Origin of the sequence: Psychrobacter pygoscelis, assembly GCF_004335015.1 — a bacterium.
Classification (GTDB): Bacteria; Pseudomonadota; Gammaproteobacteria; order Pseudomonadales; family Moraxellaceae; genus Psychrobacter; species Psychrobacter pygoscelis.
Window position 1 is genome coordinate 39,023 of record NZ_RQRU01000004.1, and the last position, 18,261, is coordinate 57,283.

Consider the following 18,261-nt stretch of genomic DNA (forward strand, 5'->3'; position numbering starts at 1 on the left):
GTTTTATAATTAAAGGCTAGGTAATCTGCTAGCTATTAACTGTAATAGGGTAACTAAGTAACTAAGTAATTAACTGATTAACTAATTAAGTCGCTAAATAACATTAACTATAACAGCTAGTAGAGCATAGATAGTGTAAGCGATCGATAGGGTAATTACCGTTGTAATAAGTTATTAATGATATGTCACTTGAACAGTCAAACAATTGCCCTTTAGAATAACACTTTCAACAATCTCAAACCCTATTAGAGTGACCTTATGAAAATTGCTAAAGATATGTATTTGTCTATTGGGCTGGCGTCGATACTGAGCGTGGGGCTGACAGCTGGCTGCTCCAATGTGAATCCAATCGCAGTAGAAAAAGCCGATACTAGCGCGCAAGTACCTAGCCAATCGCAAGCTACTGGCCAGTCAAAAGTTACTAGCCCAGCTGAAGCTAATAATAGTGCGACGTCTAATGTCAATGCAGCGCCGCCTCTACAGTCTGGATTCCGCTTTAGTGATGATGAAAACTTCGACATCGCTAATAAAAACAAGCTGGCACACCGAATCTTCTATGCTCAGCCATCCACAGGGGCTGATGCCAAATGGTTCGATGCAGTAAAACGTGGTGACTTACCTACCGTAAAATATATGGTAGAGAATGGCCAAGATATAGAGGCGAAAGATACGGGTAGTCTTGGACAAACCGCATTGGGCTGGGCGGCATTCATCGGTTACGAAGACATGGTGGATTATCTAATCGCTCAAGGTGCAGACCTTTATGCCACCGATAGAGGTGATGTCTATAATGTTATGAAGTCTGCGGTATTGGGTAAAAATACCAATATTGTCAAAAAAGTACATCGGTTACTAAATGCTGACAAGCCAGTGGACTTAAATGATCAGACCATAGAGAGCGATGGTGAAACATTGATTATGGTAGCGGCCAGTAACAATCGTCTCGAAACGGTGAAGTACCTATTGGCGCAAGGGGCAGATCCTAACTTGGTAGCGACGACACAAAATAAGAGTATGGGCTCGTACAACCAAAGCGCCTACTCCTATGCCTGTACTCGGGGTCATGTCGAGATGCAAAAGCTACTGGCAGCGAATGGAGCGATCAATCATCGAACCGGTAAGGCAAGCTGTGAGTAAAGATAAACTCATTAGCTGAGTATCTAAAGCCACAGTTTAATACAAACAATAAGCAAAAAGACGACTGATAGCTATCGGTCGTCTTTTTTGGTATTCAGCATAAGGTTTGAGCACTGCTGTGACTCATTAAGAATTAAGTCCTGCTAAGAGCCAATCTGTATTTTCGCTTCGGCGCTATTATTTAGCTCATTTGCTTATTTGACTTTTATAGAGGCTACTTTATCTTTTAGGATGATAGAGTCTCGATCAAGTCTAGAGAATCGATCGTCCTGCTCGTAGGTATAGACGGATAGATGGCGATCATCTTTACTGCCCTCAAAGGCCGTGATATAGGCAGTATTGGGCTGGAAGTCGATGACAGGTAGGGTGTAGTCACTTCTATTCCAAGCAGTGATCTGTCCTAGCTCAATGACGTGCTTACCGCTAGGTATTTTAACATCGGCCACGGCCATTTGTGCAGCATGTTGATACCAACCGACGCTGGTAAAAGGGTTGTAGGGCAGTTTTCGCACTTCGACCCCGTCTACTGCATAGATACCATAGGGATTGGGCGCATAGCTACTGGCGGTACGATAGTCTGTGACTACTTGTAAATTGCTCAAAGTGGCATAGGGGGCTGTAGGGTCTGTTATAAGCTGATTCTCGTAAGCTCGGATTTGCTCGGATCTACTCAGATGCTTGACGTCGAGTTTGTTAGTGCTAGCAGCGCCGGTCATAGAGCCTGAGCCTGTGGTGGTACAGGCAGCTAGGGACAATAGACTACAGGATAGGAGGATGGTTAATAGTATTTTATTGGTCATATTAGGTTTCTAGTTATTAATTTAAGTAGAATTTAGCACGGTATTATTAGATGTACAATCTTAGAAAGTGCTTTTTGTATTAATAATTGCAAAGGTTCAGGTTAGGTATTAAGTCGTCTTAATTGTCTGGCTGATGATCGTTTCGCTTCTGCAGTCTTTGTTAAAGTATGAGTTTGACAATTCTACTTAGCGCTATTTATCGGTTGGCTATGCGTGTGTGAGTTAAGGGTTTTATGCATGAGTGGTTGAGAATCAATGCTTCGCAAGACGGAATACACGAAGTGTAATGAGTATCAGCCTGTCGCAAGGGAGAGTCTATAATTTTTCGATACAGAGCTTTATAGGAAATTAAACCTTTGAGAGTCCTATTCAAAGTAGTTTTGATAAATTGGTCTTGCGCTGCCTATGAGGAGGGATAAAACAAAGGTTTGGGGAACCTTTGTCCCGACGCAAGAGAAAATCTGTGATTTTCTGGCATGCAATTTTTTAACGGCGCTCATAAGCCACCTATGCGGTGTTTTCTTATTTTTTAGGCTTACGTTGGAAGCATAACTTTTGAAAATCCTATTTAAAGGATTTTCCTTGCGAACCTAACAAAGCAGCGCTTTGTTTTAACGGTTCTCATAAGCCACCTATGCGGTGTTTTCTTATTTTTTAGGCTTACGTTGGAAGCATAACTTTTGAAAATCCTATTTAAAGGATTTTCCTTGCGAACCTAACAAAGCAGTGCTTTGTTTTAACGGTTCTCATAAGCCACCTATGCGGTGTGGAAGAAGCCAAGCTGTCTATTAAACTGGTCTTCATTTTTCTAAGCCACCTATGCGGTGGTGAAGTGGGATAAGAAAAACGAAGCGATGGCGACACTTTTCTAAGCCACCTGTGCGGTGGTGAAGGTTAAACGTGTTCATGGTGCAAGCTTTGCATGTTTCTAAGCCACCTGTGCGGTGGTGAAGGAGTTGTATTTCTGCGCTTTAGCTTGCATTGTTTTCTAAGCCACCTGTGCGGTGGTGAAGAGGAATTATAAACCTCGAAACGTAGTTTTAACAAGGTTTGGAGGGCTAAAAACCCTTTATTACCCTCCATTTTTTATCTTATTTCAACTCGTTGATTTCATTATAAATTTTTAAATAGTTCAAAAAAAGGGTTTTTAATTCCAATTTTTGGGTAATTCGTCATTACCTATTTATTAACTTACCAATGGGGTACAGTTACCTCTGTAGTCATGGTGTTGAGACCATAGGTGTTAAAAGTCCCTTCAAGAGGGCTGTCTACCAATTTTTGTAGGATAGACAGCCTATAAGGAACACCAGTTGTTTCACTTTTCATATTAATAAAAGGGACTTTCAACTCTGGCTTGCGTTTTTTAACCGTTACCATAGCGTCTTCATAGCTAACCCCTAGCTTTTTAGCGAGAGTCTGCGCCTGAGTCTCTGCTGGCTTAAAGCGATAGCGTTTGACTACCGCATGGCCTGTCGCTTTATTACCTACCTCAGCGATGCTTTTTATATGCACGTAGTCGGTGAGGCGAGATAGCCAGTTTTTCAAGTCCAGCTTTTCTAAGTCTGCTTGGCTTGGGGCAAAGACGCGTAGCTTATGCCCCAGCTTTGAAGACTTCTCCTTTTTATCATCGTAATGATAGTCTGGGAAGCTCACTCCGATACTGTCGATGCCATGTTTATTTTTGATATCGGCTAGGGCTATATGCAACTGGGTATAGAGCTTTTGCCAGATAAAGTAGGGCGATATGTCGGGGTCGGGTACTAGGGTTAGCTCTTGGTAGTATTTCATAACCTAATCCTTACCACCGAATACACCACCACGGATTAAGGTAGCGATAACGTAGTGTTTATCTTGCTCAGTAATGTTGTTTTTATCTATCCATTTGGCTAATAACTTATAGAAGCTATTATTACCTCTACGATGCGCTTCACCTTTGGTGGTTACTGATCCATATGGTTCAATAGCAATAGGTAAAACTTTCGCTTGATCTACATTATACCAAGTATCAACGGTTCGAATAGCATTACCAATTTTCTCTGAATGCATTGCCGCACAGTCATTGATGGCAAATAGAATACGCGACTTCTCGCCAGCAGGTACGTTTAACACCATTTCTTGTGATGGCCAGACTCGTTGTCCTTTACCTATTTTTGCATAAGCGATGACTTCAATATATTCAAAGCTATCTCCACTCAAGCCACTTTGAATCAAGTTAACCAACTCATTATAGTCCTTTGTGTCATTGCTAATGGTATCCATTTCATTTAGAGGGTAGTCATAACTATTAAAGACCCATTGTTTATCAGCAGTAATTATTACTACTTTTAAGCTTTCAGCGCCCACACGATTACGCCATAAAAACCTACCATTAACTAAGTTATAAGCATAGCGACGAGATAGTTCTTCGAATGTCAAACTTGCACGATACTCTTCAATAATTTTTGATAGAGCCAATTGAAATTCTGGCTGATTGCATGCTGTAGCATCCTCTAAACTACCCATGATTTTAAGACTGAAGCTCAGTTTCAAGGTATTAGAATCGTGAGGTAGTGCAGCATCATCGCCCCAAGATAGGTTAGACTTCGATTTATCAGCATCTTTGGCACTATATTGGCTGTGCGTAGCTCTGTTACGCTTTTCATGAAGCTCAATAGGTTGCCAAGCTGAGTTTTGCATTTCTGACATATTGTCGTTCCAGACGCCTGAATGCATTAGTGCGTCAGATATTTCAAGGTTACGGCTAAAGGCTAGTACTTCTGGGAATTTCATGTTCAACTCCTTATAATGATAGGTTAGTCGTCGTAGTTAAACTCATAAACAGAGCTTTCGTATTGATAATCGTCGCTCGTTGTTTCTAGGTTGGATAAAGCTGATTGACGACATAGATACCAATCAGCTTCATAGTGATACTGCCAAATTAAAGCATCGATACTACTAATTCGATGAGTGCTAAGCCATTCGCCAATGCTATAAACAGCCTCTACAAAGCTAAATGGATATTCTGGACTTCTAGCGCCTATCACTTCTCCTTTTTCTTGCAAAGGAGCGATAGCACTATATCCTGTCATTATCGGCACTAACCAGCCTTTTGCAGGCTTCTCCTTTAGTACCCATTCTACTCGATCAAAAGAACTATCAGAGGTGTTGATTGACTCGGTCAACGAATCAGACTTCGCTTGGTACGTTAGACGTGAGAAGTCCAGCCAAGCCTCTAGTAGGTCGATATCGTTATTATCAGCTTTCAAGGTTTTGTAGTGCTCAATTAGTACAGAATGACGATCGCACAATACAAAGCTTGGCATCAGCTTTCGTTTGAGCAGTCTTACTTGTAATTCAGCGTCATCAGCACTTTCAGGCTGATTGTAAACAGAGATACCTTCAATCTTGGTAATACTTCCGCCTGCTAGCTTAAGACGATTGGCTTGACTCATAACTTGCTGTTTAATATTTAAAATCTCTTGCTCACGGCTAAGGTATAAATGGTCACAACTTAGTAATAATGACACGCATAGGTTCATTTTACCTTCTTCAATAATAGGAGGAGAAGAAGAGGCGTGCTTTTTAAAAGTAGGCGAAGCTTTGCGCTGGATAAAGGTAAAATCTCCAAAGCCTTTAGCTTGATAAGTATGCGACTCATGAGCGTGGCAAAATACCGCACAACCCTGAATATCAATGGGATAGTTGTCTCGAAGTTTTAGTCCTAAGGCGTGACTGAATCCTAAGAAATGGGTGATAGCAGGAAAGCCAAAAGTGAGACCAGCCACACAGTTGGCATTTTGTACATGAATTCGTTCTAAAAGGATATAGGTGCGACTCATAATGGACTCTCCTTATTAGCATTTAACTCATACTCTGTTAGTCTGCTAGCTTCAGTTTGGGCGATAAATTCTCGTAGAGCAGGTGTCAGTATTTTTTGCCATTGCTGACGATACTGAGTCCCTAAAGACAGCTTGCCACCTTTATGATCGATAAAAGCATTTATCCAGTGAGCGAAGCTCTTGGCCAAATCTTCTTGCCAATCGGTAGCTTGCCTTGCATTTTGAAAATCTTCGTCCTGCCAGTAGCTACCCAACCAATACTGCTCATGCAAAGGTAATTGACTGAGATCAAATTCTGGCGCATCTTTTAATTTATTCTGTAGTAATGCTACCTCTGCTAATACCACATCCACAATGTCATTGATGATAGATATGATGCGTTTTTTTCTCACTAAGTTTTGTTCTAGTTGTTTGTTTCTTAATACTAATAAGAGGTTTCTTAGTTCTCTAAATGAGGCTCTAGCGATATAGGCTAAGTTCTGATTAAAAACGGTATTCTCCTTAAATTTGTAGCGATCGATAGGCTGTTGTGCTCTTGGATGCATCGGAGGTGGAGCACTAGGGAGTAGGGTTAAACTACCAGAACGTTTGCCATTGAGACTAGAGACGTTATGGTGTTTAGACTGGGTGACCTGAAGCTTTGCAGTAATGGGATAAAAAGTATCTGGCTCGTTAAAAAACTGAGCATTTTTACGAGCTAGCTTAGCAGGCATATCTTTTTGCCGAGTTTGCCAAACTCGTTCATCTACCGCTTGTGCAAGGGTTGACGACATTAGTGGACATAGTAGGTGATAACCATCTTTAACAGGGAAATAGACCTGTTTTAGTAATTCATGAGTACAAATCTTTTCACTTTCCAATGATAATAAGAACCCATTTATCCATGACTGCAATTGCTCATCATTTGTAGAAAAAGCAGATAAGATATTAATATCCTCACAGACTGCTTCTCCAAGTGATTTATTACCAACTGGAATAGTCATAAATTCCGCTATAGGGCTATATTTAGAGTCAGTGTAGGCATAGTCCAAAATAGGGTCTTTAATATGATATGTGGACACAAAGCCATCTTTATGTAACTTTTCATATTTAAAAGCGTTTAAATTTCCATGATTCTCCTTAATTTTTTTACTTCGAGCACTCGAGTGAGTCAGTTTTCCAACATGGCTTACGTTTAAATATATGTTTTTTGCATTTATAGAAGCATCAGTAATCCATTGATTAGGTTCAAACTTTTCAGTAATTTTTTGCCTTTTAGCGATGATTAAATGACCAATAGATGGATTATTCTTTTTTAGTGTATCGATAATATGGATACTTTTTTCTATCTCATCCACTTTAATAGTCGCTTGCAGAATATGGTCAAAAGCTTGTTTAACTTCTTTGCTTTCTGATGATTTAACGATAACTTTTTGTAGTATCCTAATAGCTTTTTCGACCTGCTTTTTCTGTTCAATGTTATTAGTATTATTGCTGTCAATCAGGTCAAGATCATCAATGATTAAGGTTAATCGAGCTAGCCATTGGTCATCTTTTAATGATATGGATTCCCAATGTTGTTTTAGTTGCAGTAATTGATTTAGCCGTATATTCAGATGGTGCGTGGCCTCATACCCTTTAGTAATATTTTCCACTTCTTCTTTTAAGCCATCAGCTTTGATGGTTTTGATAATATCTTGGTATTCAGCTAAGAGAGATTTTTCGATTTTTTCATCGAAAAATTGCTTTATCTTTTCTACTCCTAGCTGAGTGGTCGATGTATTATTCATGCTAACTCCTTTTAAAGGGCTTGATGGATACCTAGTAAGGGTGAATACAGCCAGTTGGCAACTTTTTTTGATTTCATCAATCTTACTTGTCCATAGACCCTACTAATATAAGGTAAGGGTTTATTTAACTTTTCAGCAAGCTGAAAATAAGCCTCACTGACATTCGTACTTCCCCATGCGTTGTTGCCTTGATAGATAGAGATATTAATTGTTTGGATATCGTCCGTATCATAATATTCATGGGGTGATGACTGCTCATTAATTCTTTGCCAAATACCGTTTGGGTACTCTTCACTGACGTTAAGACAATAGCCTATATCAGCCATTGATTTTCTAAAGGGCGTTCGTCTTTGCATCTCACTATTCCAGTGCATGTTATATCGCCACCAGTTTTTAGCATTTAACTTATAATTTTCATGACCACCAAACAATATATGACGGTAGGCTAAATGCTCCATATCGACTAATTTGTCTTGTGGTGATAATTGACTGGGATACTGAATACAAGGAATAGCATTAACTTGAGTGTACTCATCTTTTCTTAATAGTGTTTGGATATTCTTAGATACAAGACGGTTATTTTTAGTCTCGAACCCAGGCCTGGTATAACAAATAGCCCTACCTTTAAGCGATCGAATATTTTGCTCTAAAATATAGTAATTATGAGTATCAGGAACTTGTTTGCGGTGTCGTTGAATTCGACCTGCCAATTGAACTAATGAACGCATAGAGCTTGGTTCAGCAATGGCCCAATCATAATCATGATCCCGTCCAACCTCAGCCACAGAGGTGGCTAGAACGACAAATATATGATGTTGAGCGTTACTGCCGTTCAGCGCAGACACTATGCTAGAATTTTGCCATAAACTACTTGGATCGTGCCTATCCAAGGTACAATCAAGAGTCTTTTCAATTTCTGCTCGTTGTAGTAATGGATATTGACTGTGGTAGACACAATAATGTAATTGGGTGTCAGCAGGAACCGGTATTGCAAACAGTCTTTTTGCTATAGCGACCAGTGGGTTGATATTGGCAAATCTAACCAAGCCAATAGAGACAGCTTGTTGGTTAGCAGGATGTATTTGATGATGGTGGTGATGTAATTCGATACAATTATGCTGAATGAGCTGGGCTAAGGACTGATACAAATCAGTATCATCATCTTTGATATCAGTACTAATGAGTTTGGCTTTACGCAGTGGTTGTGCGTTTTTTATTAGGTTTTGACATCGTGTTTTAACATACTCATTATGGCTTTGCCGATAGGATTTGAAATCAGCAATTTCTGCGATATGCTGTTTGTATTCATCAAACCAACCACATATGACAGCTGGCATGGGGTCTATTGAGGTATCTTTATGATAAGCTTGTCTCCCTGATTGGTAGGCATCAAATAATGCATAAGCAAAATCGGGGGGCATACTAGCAGTAGATAACAGAACTTTAGCGCCCAGCATTCCTGCCCAGTTCACCAGTCTGGATAGAGCTGGTAGGTCGTCAGGGCCAAACTCATCTGGTTCATCTAAGACTAGATCCGCTGTAAGCAAACGAAGCATAGGTACGATTTGCCGACCACCACGGGCACCTTCGGTAGCTGGCGTTAAGTGATCAATAGTACTGACTAATATAGGGGCGTGTAAGAGCTTTTGCGCCTTGCTATTATCGGCTAAATAAGTAGAGGTGAATCCTTCATTGATGTCGATGTCATCATACTCAATCTCATAGTCTTCCTCACCGATATCTAAGCTTTCACTGCCTATCTTTGCGCAAGCCGACCTTACTTCCTCTTCAAAATTATCTAGAGGTATCTGATTCTCCAAATTTAAGATTGCCTGAGAGCCGATAACAGTAGCTACATCCATATCATCGATTTTTAGTAGAGCTTGCAAAGCCCTGCCAGTTTGTAGTGTCAAACTTCTTAACCCAAGGGCAATACTGAATCGACAGCCTTTATTTCTATCGGCTAAAGCATACATGATACGAGCGTTAGCCAGTGTTTTACCTTTACCAGTCGAAGCCATACAAATCCCAAAAAAGCCGTGTTTATTAGCTTGAGTTTGATAGCGTTTGGCTATTAAGAAAGCATCATCTTGCCATTTAAAATCACGCTTATTAGCGTCGCTAGATTGACGTGTGAGCAGTCCATTTCGCAATATCCGTTTGTCATCATCTAATGCTGGTAATTCGCCATTTGAGTTTTGACTAAAGTTAAACAGTTGCTTTGCAATGAAGTAAGCATGATGCGCGACCCCAACATTATGCTCATCTAGGCGCTGTTTATACAGCCTAGTGGCTTTATAGGTGTTGGCAAAAGCCTTATAAGATTGATCTTGCCATTGAATTTTAGGTTCTTGGGCAGAGTAATGATGGTCAGCCAGCATAAGACAAAGTCTGCTAATGTGACTTAAGAAGGGGTGAGAGAGGTAGTCCTTACTTGGGTTAGTATTAAGCTGAACCAGCGCACGCCTAGAGAGTTCGTGCGCTTTCCTTATCCAAGTTTGACTATCAAAAGGGAGGCCGAGACTAAACTGCCAGTTTTTTTGAATGTGTTTAGGTTCAACTTTACTATTATTATGATTGAGTGAATTCCAGCTATTATCAAAACATCTATTTAACCACTCATTCACAAAAGAAAAAGACGGAGCATGCTCTGGATTATTGTTATATTGAGGCAGTCTATGATGAGATACTATCAACCAAGCTATCAAGGTAGCTAATGGTGGTAGGTTAGTTATAGGGTTAACGAACTTGACATCCGTAGGAGTATCAATCGTTAATTGATTTAGCAGGTGCTGATTAATATTTTGCGTGTGTAAGTGTTCTAATTGCTCTAGCCAAGACGTATCACTCTTATTGTCATGCATTTTAACGAAAGCTTCAAATAGACGAAGTGAAACCCATTCATGGCGATAAGGTTCGAATCTCAAAGAGGAAGTTTGAGGCTTTAGTTTTTCTTGGAACAGATCATTGGCTTTGCCAAGGTCATGAAATAGGCCGGCTATACCTGCTACAACAGCCATCAACTGAGTGATTTGCCAACCATTCTCCCATTCCGCGTGCAATAAATTCCGCCGAGTCGTATTCACAGGCACAATTCCTACCTCATTAAACTTACGCTTATTACCCACGATCCAAACCAGCTCAGACTGCCTACGAGTCTTGATACGATGGCAACTTACAGCCGTAGATTTGGTAGCCGACTTGCGCAGCAACTGTTTGACAGTAGCCAGACCATCTTCCGTAATCGCTGTCTGCCAAACATTGCTACCGATGCGATTGGCAAAACTGTCCAATATTCGCCGAGTACGCTTAAGCACCTTCTTTTCGCACTGGGAGACAAAGGTGACGATCATCTAAACCTCCCAATCCGTCTTCAAAGCCAAAGCCTTCACTACCTCAAACATGACATCCAGCGCCTTATGCGTGGTAAACATATTGAGACACTCTTGGCGGAATTCCTGTTCACTTAAGTTTTCGCTAGCGCAAATAAAGGCTAGTGGCAGCACCAAGGCATCTTTGACGATATCAGCAATATCAAAAACCAATGCCCCGCGACGGGTCTTACCATGCATCACTGCAAAGCCATGCGGAATACCCAATACCCAAGCAGTCGTTGCACCTAATCCATAAGCGAGATAGTTACCATGATTGAGGAAGCCATTGGCCTTGTCGATACCCTCATGGTCTCGGCTAAAGCCAGAATAGCCCGTATTTTCAGCAGCGAGTTTATACAGCTGTTTGGTCAGACGCGCCTCTAATTGCAATAAATGCATGGTTTGTTCTTGCTTATCAATTTGACGCTGGTTGCTATCGATTAACCTAGCAATTTCATCATTACCACTATCAAAGCCCTGCTGTTTTAAATCGCCATCTTTGCGCCAGACTTTTTTTAAAAAATCCAAACGGGCATGCTGAATTTGTTTGGCCGCTTGCAGGCGTTTGTCATCATCCCACCACCACTGCATCCAACCTTGCATATAGTCAGTAGGGCGATACTCAGATTGCGGCGTTAGCCACTCGACATAGACCTCACGCTCTGACCCCATAAACAGCGGTGTACCGCCGCCACCGCAAAAGCCAACCAATACGCCTGCCTGCGACAGTAGCCGCATAGCGGCTTGGGTGATGGATGTGCCTGTGCCGAGTAGTAGCGAGGTAGTATTGGCAATAGGGATGTTGTAGTACTCATTGGCCTTATCGTCTTCAGTTAGATAGAGAACGCGGCCATCTTTTTGCATAACCCTACAGTGCGAGAGATAGTAGATATTGGCGCGCTTAGAGTGCAATATAGTCTTGAGGTCAGAGGAGACAAAGCTATTATCGGTATAAGGGTTACTCCGTTTTGCCATAATTTATTCCGTTTATATTTTTTATAAAACCATGATTAATCTAAGTATTTAAAAAGCATACTCGGTCATTCTCAAGTTCACAATAGATAAGCGGAACTAGACGACAACAATTGTCGCCTGTGAAGTTTAAGATAAGTTTTTATATAAGCTTCAAGAAAGACTGCGGTTTTATTATTATTGCGTTAATATATGCTTTTTATTGCGAAGCAACTTACACTGGGCTTTAGGATTAGACTGCTGGCTTTTTTATTAGCGCTATAGGCGTGTCAGCCTTATGCCAAGGTCATATTTGCAGCACTATGGTTATAGCCTTATTCCCTATTATCTTTTTGTTACTTTGATTCGGTGAATCAGAGGGTCTGTTTCATGTCATCTAAAATAGCTTCAAGCTCCAATATATCCGCTAATGCTTCTCAGAATACGCCTTCAGAGTCGCCATCATTTATCTTAAAGCTTACGATTGCCTTGATTGGTATGTTTGCCTTTTTACAGGTCTATTCGATTCAGTCGATACTACCCGTATTAATGCACAGCTTCTCAGCCACAGAGGTTCAGGTCGGGATGGGCGTAGGTGCGACGGTTATGGCGATTGCCATTATGTCACCGTTTTTAGGCATGCTGTCTGATGCCATCGGTCGAAAGCTGCTTATCACAGGAGCACTGTTTTTCTTAGCAGTGCCTACGGCGCTGATTGCGCTAAGCTCTAGTATGGAGTGGCTAACCTTTTGGCGCTTTATGCAGGGGCTTTCTGTGCCAGGGATTACCGTGGTGACGATTGCGTATGTCGGTGAGGAGTTCAAAGGTCGCGCGGTGACAGAGCTGATGTCTTATTATGTCTCAGGGACGGTCTTTGGCGGCTTTATGGGGCGTTTTATATTAGGGCACTTGCATGAATGGATGGGCTGGCGCAATGCGTATTACGTGATGGCGGGCCTGACGCTAGCGGGGGCGATTTGGGTGACTAGGACCTTACCGGCCTCGCAGCACTTTGAGGCAAATCCTAATTTCCGCTCGGCGCTGCAGACACTCGCGGGTCACTTGACCAATCGCTATGTCATCTCGGCATGCTTACTTGGTGCTTGTGTACTGTTTTCTTTAGTCGGCTGCTTTACCTTTATTAATCTACATTTGGCCGAGTCACCTTATACCTTAAGCACCGGTCAGCTGGCCAATATTTTTGCCGTCTATTTAATTGGGGTCATTATTACGCCGTTGTCCTCGCGTATTGTGCGCCGTTTTGGCTCTGCTCGGACCGTCATTGCTGCGGTTATTATGTCTATGTTAGGGGTTCTATTGACTTTGTCTGCACCGTTATGGTTGATCATCGTTGGGCTAAGTGTTATGTCATCTGGGGTGTTTATTACCCAATCGGCAACCATCAGCTATATCGCGGTCAATGTCGCTAAGGGGCGCTCATTGGCATCTGGACTATACTATATGAGCTACTATGCAGGTGGCACCTTGGGGGCGTGGGCGTGTGGATTGGCTTATGCTCGTGGTCAGTGGCTCTGGACCGTTTGGTTATTGCTCGCTATTCAAGTCGTAGCGCTGCTTATTGCCAGCTTGGGCATGGTGAAGACAAGCCTGAATAAAGCGACTTGATACGCGATTTAATTAAGGGCATGATAGCTAAGAGACTTAAGTTATAGTTAACATTAATCAATTAATGTCAGCTTATTGGCTAAATAATCACCCTATATTATTGAAGTAAAATTGAATAATACTAGAGTGGCTTTACAAGCTTATACTTTTTGCCTACTATCAGGAGTTAGAGTAGTCATGATTATGCAGTAGCTTATAGAATTTCTAGGATTTTTAAGAGTTGGTATTAGTAATTCATTACCTTCTCTTGCACCAGTTGTTCGAAAGTGGCAAATAATGACATGCTCGGTTTTGTAGGCTTTATGGTTAGTCTCACATAATGTCGATCTTAAATAGTGCCGATAGACAATAGCTTGCTTAGTGTATCAATTTCTAACTCTCGGTAACCCTTGAGGGCACATCAGATCGAACGATAAATGATAGTTAAACCCATATTGCCTTTTATCTTTAACCCTATTACAAGGAAGTCGTCTTTATGTCGAACCATTACAGCAGCGCCCCATCAGCGTACGCCTATCCGCTAATTATCAAGCAGCTTTTGAACCGTGCTAAGACGGTCTCGACTGAGCAAGAGATCATCTATGCGGACAAGATGCGCATGAGCTATGCAGACTTTTTTAAGCGCATCGCTAAGCTTGCCAATGTCCTAGACGGCCTAAACCTAGCGCATGGTGATGTGGTGGCAGTCATGGACTGGGACAGCCATCGCTATCTTGAGTCATACTTTGCGGTGCCGATGTCGCAGTATGTGATTCAGACTGTCAATATCCGTCTGTCGCCTGAAAAGATCCTATACACCATCAACCATGCCAAGCCTAAAGTATTGATGGTTAATTCTGAATTTGCCCCGCTGGTCAAAGACTATCAGTTTGAAAATTCCTCTATTGAGCACATTATCTGGCTAGATGATAACGGCGTCTCCTACGAAGGCGTCTTTGGTGGTAATGAAAGCCGTGTGATCGGCGAGTACGAAGCACTACTAGAGCAAGCCAGCGACGAGTTTGAGTTCCAAGACTTCGATGAGAATACCATCGCCAGTACCTTCTATACCTCAGGGACCACAGGCGACCCTAAAGGGGTGTTCTTTAGCCATCGCCAGCTTGTGCTACATACCTTAACTGAAGCGGCTTCACTTGGCGTATTGCCGAGCAAGCAAGGCGTAAGCTTTGGTGATGTGTATATGCCAATGACGCCGATGTTCCATGTACATGCTTGGGGCTTCCCATTCACGGCGACCATGATTGGTCTCAAGCAAGTCTATCCAGGCCGTTATGCGCCGGATACCTTGATGGATCTCATCCTCAATGAGAAGGTCAGTATTACGCACTGTGTACCGACTATCTTGCAGATGGTCTTAGGCGAGGCGCACAAGCGCGGTGTTGACTTTGCTGGTCTGAAGATGATCATCGGTGGCTCACGCTTGACTGAAGGTCTGGCCAAAGCTGCTTTAGCGAGCAACATTGAAGTCTATACCGGTTACGGCATGTCAGAGACAGCGCCGCTGATTAGTCTTAGTAAGTTCAGTACTGCTGAGCCTGAAATGAGTGAAGAAGAAGACATTAGCCGCCGCTGTATGACGGGTAATCCTGTCATGATGGTCGATGCTCAGATTTGGAATGACTCTGATAAAGCGTTGCCGCATGATGGCAAGCAGACAGGTGAGCTGGTTCTGCGTGCACCGTGGCTCACACAAAGCTACTTTAAAAATGACGATGCAGGCCGTGAGCTTTGGGAGGGCGGCTATATGCATACCGCAGATATCGCCTATATGACGCCAGCTGGTACTATTAAGATTACCGACCGTCTAAAAGACGTCATTAAATCCGGTGGTGAGTGGATCTCCTCACTAGAGATTGAGACTATTTTATCATTGCATCCGTCTGTGGCCGATGTCGCCGTGATTGGTGTTCGTGATGAGAAGTGGGGTGAGCGCCCAATAGCGGCTATTATCTTAAAGCCAAATCATAAAGACACTACTGCCGATGATATTAAAGCGGTAGCTGAGCAAGCAGTTGAAAAGGGTATGATTCCAAAGTATGGCGTACCAAGTGAGTTTAAATTTGTCGATGAGCTACCGAAGACTTCGGTAGGCAAGCACGACAAAAAAGCCATGCGTGAACTGTTCGCTGACCAAACTGGTATTTAAAACCTAGTTGCTGGTATTAAGTAGCAAGCTTTAAACCGTTAGTGACAGTTTATTTAAGTCAGTGACAGTTTATTTAAAAGGCCATGAGATACCTTGTGGCCTTTTTTATCGCCATCAAGAATTGACCTTTATCGTTGACTCTGTTAAATTTAATCCTACATTTTAAAATGATACATTATGTATCGGTTTTTAAACTGTGAGCTAGCTTTTTTATTACGGTTTAACCGTTAAACGATTCAAATATCTTTAAGATTTTGCATTAGGGTCGGCAGGGACTGCCACCTCAACCGTCATATTGATTCGCAATTTTGACCATCAACGCCGCTAAGGACAGCCACTATGACTAACCAAACCTCCCCGTTTAGCCAGCTTAATATCGACAAAGACCCCACGACTTTTGATGATTTGTACCGAGCCTCTATGACAGACCCTGAGAGCTTTTGGGGCAGGCAAGCTGAGCGTATTTATTGGCATAAAGCACCCGAGCAAATCCTCGATGACAGCAAGCTGCCCTTTGCCAAATGGTATGTGGGCGGCGAGACCAATCTTTGCTACAACTGCGTCGACCGTCACTTAGAGGCGCGCGCCGAGCAAGATGCTTTTGTCTGGGTCTCCTCTGAGATTAACCAAGACCTATTAGATAACCATCCTAATGTCGAAGGCGCTTTTAAACGCTTGGGCACGCATGTAGAATTTTATACCGATTACGCCAAGTGCCGACTAACTTATAATAACTTATATAAAGAAGTTAACTACTTCGCCGATGTGTTACAGCGTCATGGTATTGGCCGCGGTGACCGCGTCGTTATCTATATGCCAATGGTGCTAGAGGCGGCCTTCGCCATGCTAGCGTGTACACGAATTGGCGCAGTCCATTCGGTGGTATTCGGTGGCTTTGCCGCGCACAATCTAGCCGTCCGCATGGATGATGCGGAAGCCAAAATGGTCATTACTGTCGATGCAGGACTGCGCGGCGGCAAGGTGATTAACTATAAGAACCTAGTTAGCCAAGGCGTCGAGCAAGCCAAGCATAAGCCTGAGCATGTGCTGGTCATCGATCGCGGTATCATGCCGTACGAGCCTGAAGATATCGATGTCGATTATGCTGAGCAGCGTCAGGTCAGTAGTGATAATAACGCTACTGTAGATCCAGTCTGGGTAGAGTCCAATGAGCCGTCGTACTTACTTTATACCTCAGGCACTACAGGTGCGCCAAAAGGGGTGCAGCGCGATACTGGTGGTCACGCGGTGGCTTTGGCTGCCTCGATAGACTATGTCTATGATGGCAAGCCGGGTGAGACCTTTTGGGCGATATCCGATATCGGTTGGGCAGTGGGGCACTCTTATACCATTTATGCACCGCTCTTGGCAGGTATGACCAGCATTATGTACGAAGGACTGCCGCATCGCCCCAATCCAGGTATCTGGTGGCGCATCGTTGAGGCCAACAAAGTCAATATCCTCTTTACCGCACCAACAGGCGTGCGCATGCTCAAAAAACAAGACGAGATTTGGATGACCCGCTACGATGTCAGTAGCGTCAAATCCTTCTTCCTTGCCGGTGAGCCTTTAGATGAGCCTACCGCAGAGTGGCTTTCTGGTCATCTTGGCGTCCCCATCTTAGACCACTATTGGCAGACGGAAACTGGCTGGCCTATCCTCAGTCACGTGCCCAAATTCGCTGACAAGACGCACAAGCAAGGCTCACCTGGCTACCCTATGTACGGTTATAACGCCCAAGTCATCAATGCCGAGACGGGAAAGGCGTGCGGTGCTGGCGAAAAAGGCTTACTGGCTATCAAGGCCCCACTACCACCCGGCTGCCTCACCACTGTCTGGCGCAATGATAAGCGCTTTATCAATGGCTACTTCAACCTCTTTGACGGTCAGCAGTACTCCACCTCAGACTATGCTATGACTGACGAGGAAGGCTTCTACTACATCCTCGGTCGCACCGATGACGTCATCAATGTCGCCGGTCACCGCCTTGGCACCCAAGAGATTGAAGGCGCTATTAGCGACCACCCTGAAGTCGCCGAGTGCGGCGTCGTTGGCATCCATGACGAGCTTAAAGGCGAGCTGCCCGTGGCCTTTTGCGTACTGCGCGACCCTACTATCGTCGATGACACCGAAAACCGCTTCCGCATCGAGCAGCAAATCGTCGGTACTGTCTCCAAATCCCTAGGCGCTATCGCCAGACCTGCTGCCGTCTACTTCCCCAAAGCGCTACCAAAAACTCGCTCTGGCAAGATTCTACGCCGTGCTATTCGCGCCCTTGCCGAAGGCCAAGAGCCGGGCGACATGTCCACCCTTGACGACCCAAGTGCCATCGACGCCGTCAAAAAAGCCATTGAGCATTATTAAGCTCGATGAGTGAGGATAGTGAGAGCGATTCTTTGGCTCCCTAAGCGCTAGTTAATAGACGTTTATGGAGCCGATCCCGCTTTCCGCTTGTATCTCCTCAGCTGGGCGTGGCGGTGGCACGAGCTGAGAGATTCCTGCTCGGCGAGACTATCTCAGACTCTAGCCACCGCAACACGCCCAGCCGAGCAGGATACCGCTGCAATCGGGGCTAAACCGCATCTCATGGCTGCCTTAGCTATATTTATTACATTAAGATAAGTTATTAGTCTTTTAGAG

Annotated in this window: 11 protein-coding genes; 4 read left to right on the forward strand and 7 right to left on the reverse strand. The window is 43.3% G+C overall.

What is annotated here, in order from left to right:
* The first annotated feature begins 258 nt into the window (after nt 1-258).
* A complete protein-coding gene (locus EGV92_RS09975) occupies nt 259-1,137 on the forward strand; it encodes an ankyrin repeat domain-containing protein (RefSeq protein WP_242678690.1) in 879 nt (292 codons plus the stop codon).
* A gap of 194 nt (nt 1,138-1,331) precedes the next feature.
* Here the strand turns inward: EGV92_RS09975 and EGV92_RS09980 are convergent, their stop codons facing one another.
* The 7 genes from EGV92_RS09980 to cas1f form a co-directional block, all read right to left on the reverse strand.
* Nucleotides 1,332-1,937 (reverse strand): hypothetical protein, encoded by a 606-nt coding sequence (locus EGV92_RS09980; RefSeq protein ID WP_131669120.1) that lies wholly within the window; start codon nt 1,935-1,937, stop codon nt 1,332-1,334.
* A gap of 1,191 nt (nt 1,938-3,128) precedes the next feature.
* Entirely contained in the window at nt 3,129-3,725 is a 597-nt protein-coding gene (gene cas6f, locus EGV92_RS09985) for a type I-F CRISPR-associated endoribonuclease Cas6/Csy4 (protein WP_131669121.1), read from the reverse strand.
* A 3-nt stretch (nt 3,726-3,728) separates the two neighbouring features.
* On the reverse strand, nt 3,729-4,706 hold the full coding sequence (gene csy3, locus EGV92_RS09990) for a type I-F CRISPR-associated protein Csy3 (protein ID WP_131669122.1): 978 nt from the start codon (nt 4,704-4,706) through the stop codon (nt 3,729-3,731).
* 23 nt (nt 4,707-4,729) lie between these two features.
* On the reverse strand, nt 4,730-5,755 hold the full coding sequence (csy2, locus tag EGV92_RS09995; protein ID WP_131669123.1) for a type I-F CRISPR-associated protein Csy2: 1,026 nt from the start codon (nt 5,753-5,755) through the stop codon (nt 4,730-4,732).
* A complete protein-coding gene (gene csy1, locus EGV92_RS10000; protein ID WP_131669124.1) occupies nt 5,752-7,524 on the reverse strand; it encodes a type I-F CRISPR-associated protein Csy1 in 1,773 nt (590 codons plus the stop codon). Before csy1 ends, csy2 begins: the two co-directional genes overlap by 4 nt.
* An 11-nt stretch (nt 7,525-7,535) precedes the next feature.
* Nucleotides 7,536-10,877, reverse strand: a complete 3,342-nt coding sequence (cas3f, locus tag EGV92_RS10005) for a type I-F CRISPR-associated helicase Cas3f (protein ID WP_131669125.1) — start codon at nt 10,875-10,877, stop codon at nt 7,536-7,538.
* Nucleotides 10,878-11,873, reverse strand: coding sequence for a type I-F CRISPR-associated endonuclease Cas1f (cas1f, locus tag EGV92_RS10010; protein WP_131669126.1), 996 nt, complete (start codon nt 11,871-11,873; stop codon nt 10,878-10,880).
* 366 nt (nt 11,874-12,239) lie between these two features.
* On the opposite strand from cas1f, the gene EGV92_RS10015 reads away from it, so the two are divergent.
* The 3 genes from EGV92_RS10015 to EGV92_RS10025 all read left to right on the forward strand — a co-directional run bounded on the left by EGV92_RS10015 (nt 12,240) and on the right by EGV92_RS10025 (nt 17,985).
* Complete coding sequence (locus EGV92_RS10015; protein ID WP_131669127.1) at nt 12,240-13,475, forward strand: MFS transporter; 1,236 nt, start codon at nt 12,240-12,242, stop codon at nt 13,473-13,475.
* A 475-nt stretch (nt 13,476-13,950) separates the two neighbouring features.
* Nucleotides 13,951-15,621 carry a fatty acid--CoA ligase gene (locus EGV92_RS10020; protein WP_131669128.1) on the forward strand — a complete coding sequence of 557 codons (1,671 nt, stop codon included), beginning with the start codon at nt 13,951-13,953 and terminating at the stop codon, nt 15,619-15,621.
* Nucleotides 15,622-15,960: 339 nt separating this feature from the next.
* Nucleotides 15,961-17,985, forward strand: coding sequence for a propionate--CoA ligase (locus tag EGV92_RS10025; RefSeq protein WP_131669129.1), 2,025 nt, complete (start codon nt 15,961-15,963; stop codon nt 17,983-17,985).
* Nucleotides 17,986-18,261 lie beyond the last annotated feature (276 nt).

Bases quoted from the DNA above. Each gene is read 5' to 3' on its own strand.
- EGV92_RS09975 (WP_242678690.1), top strand. From the start codon at position 259: ATGAAAATTGCTAAAGATATGTATTTGTCTATTGGGCTGGCGTCGATA.
- EGV92_RS09980 (WP_131669120.1), bottom strand. From the start codon at position 1,937: ATGACCAATAAAATACTATTAACCATCCTCCTATCCTGTAGTCTATTG.
- cas6f (WP_131669121.1), bottom strand. From the start codon at position 3,725: ATGAAATACTACCAAGAGCTAACCCTAGTACCCGACCCCGACATATCG.
- csy3 (WP_131669122.1), bottom strand. From the start codon at position 4,706: ATGAAATTCCCAGAAGTACTAGCCTTTAGCCGTAACCTTGAAATATCT.
- csy2 (WP_131669123.1), bottom strand. From the start codon at position 5,755: ATGAGTCGCACCTATATCCTTTTAGAACGAATTCATGTACAAAATGCC.
- csy1 (WP_131669124.1), bottom strand. From the start codon at position 7,524: ATGAATAATACATCGACCACTCAGCTAGGAGTAGAAAAGATAAAGCAA.
- cas3f (WP_131669125.1), bottom strand. From the start codon at position 10,877: ATGATCGTCACCTTTGTCTCCCAGTGCGAAAAGAAGGTGCTTAAGCGT.
- cas1f (WP_131669126.1), bottom strand. From the start codon at position 11,873: ATGGCAAAACGGAGTAACCCTTATACCGATAATAGCTTTGTCTCCTCT.
- EGV92_RS10015 (WP_131669127.1), top strand. From the start codon at position 12,240: ATGTCATCTAAAATAGCTTCAAGCTCCAATATATCCGCTAATGCTTCT.
- EGV92_RS10020 (WP_131669128.1), top strand. From the start codon at position 13,951: ATGTCGAACCATTACAGCAGCGCCCCATCAGCGTACGCCTATCCGCTA.
- EGV92_RS10025 (WP_131669129.1), top strand. From the start codon at position 15,961: ATGACTAACCAAACCTCCCCGTTTAGCCAGCTTAATATCGACAAAGAC.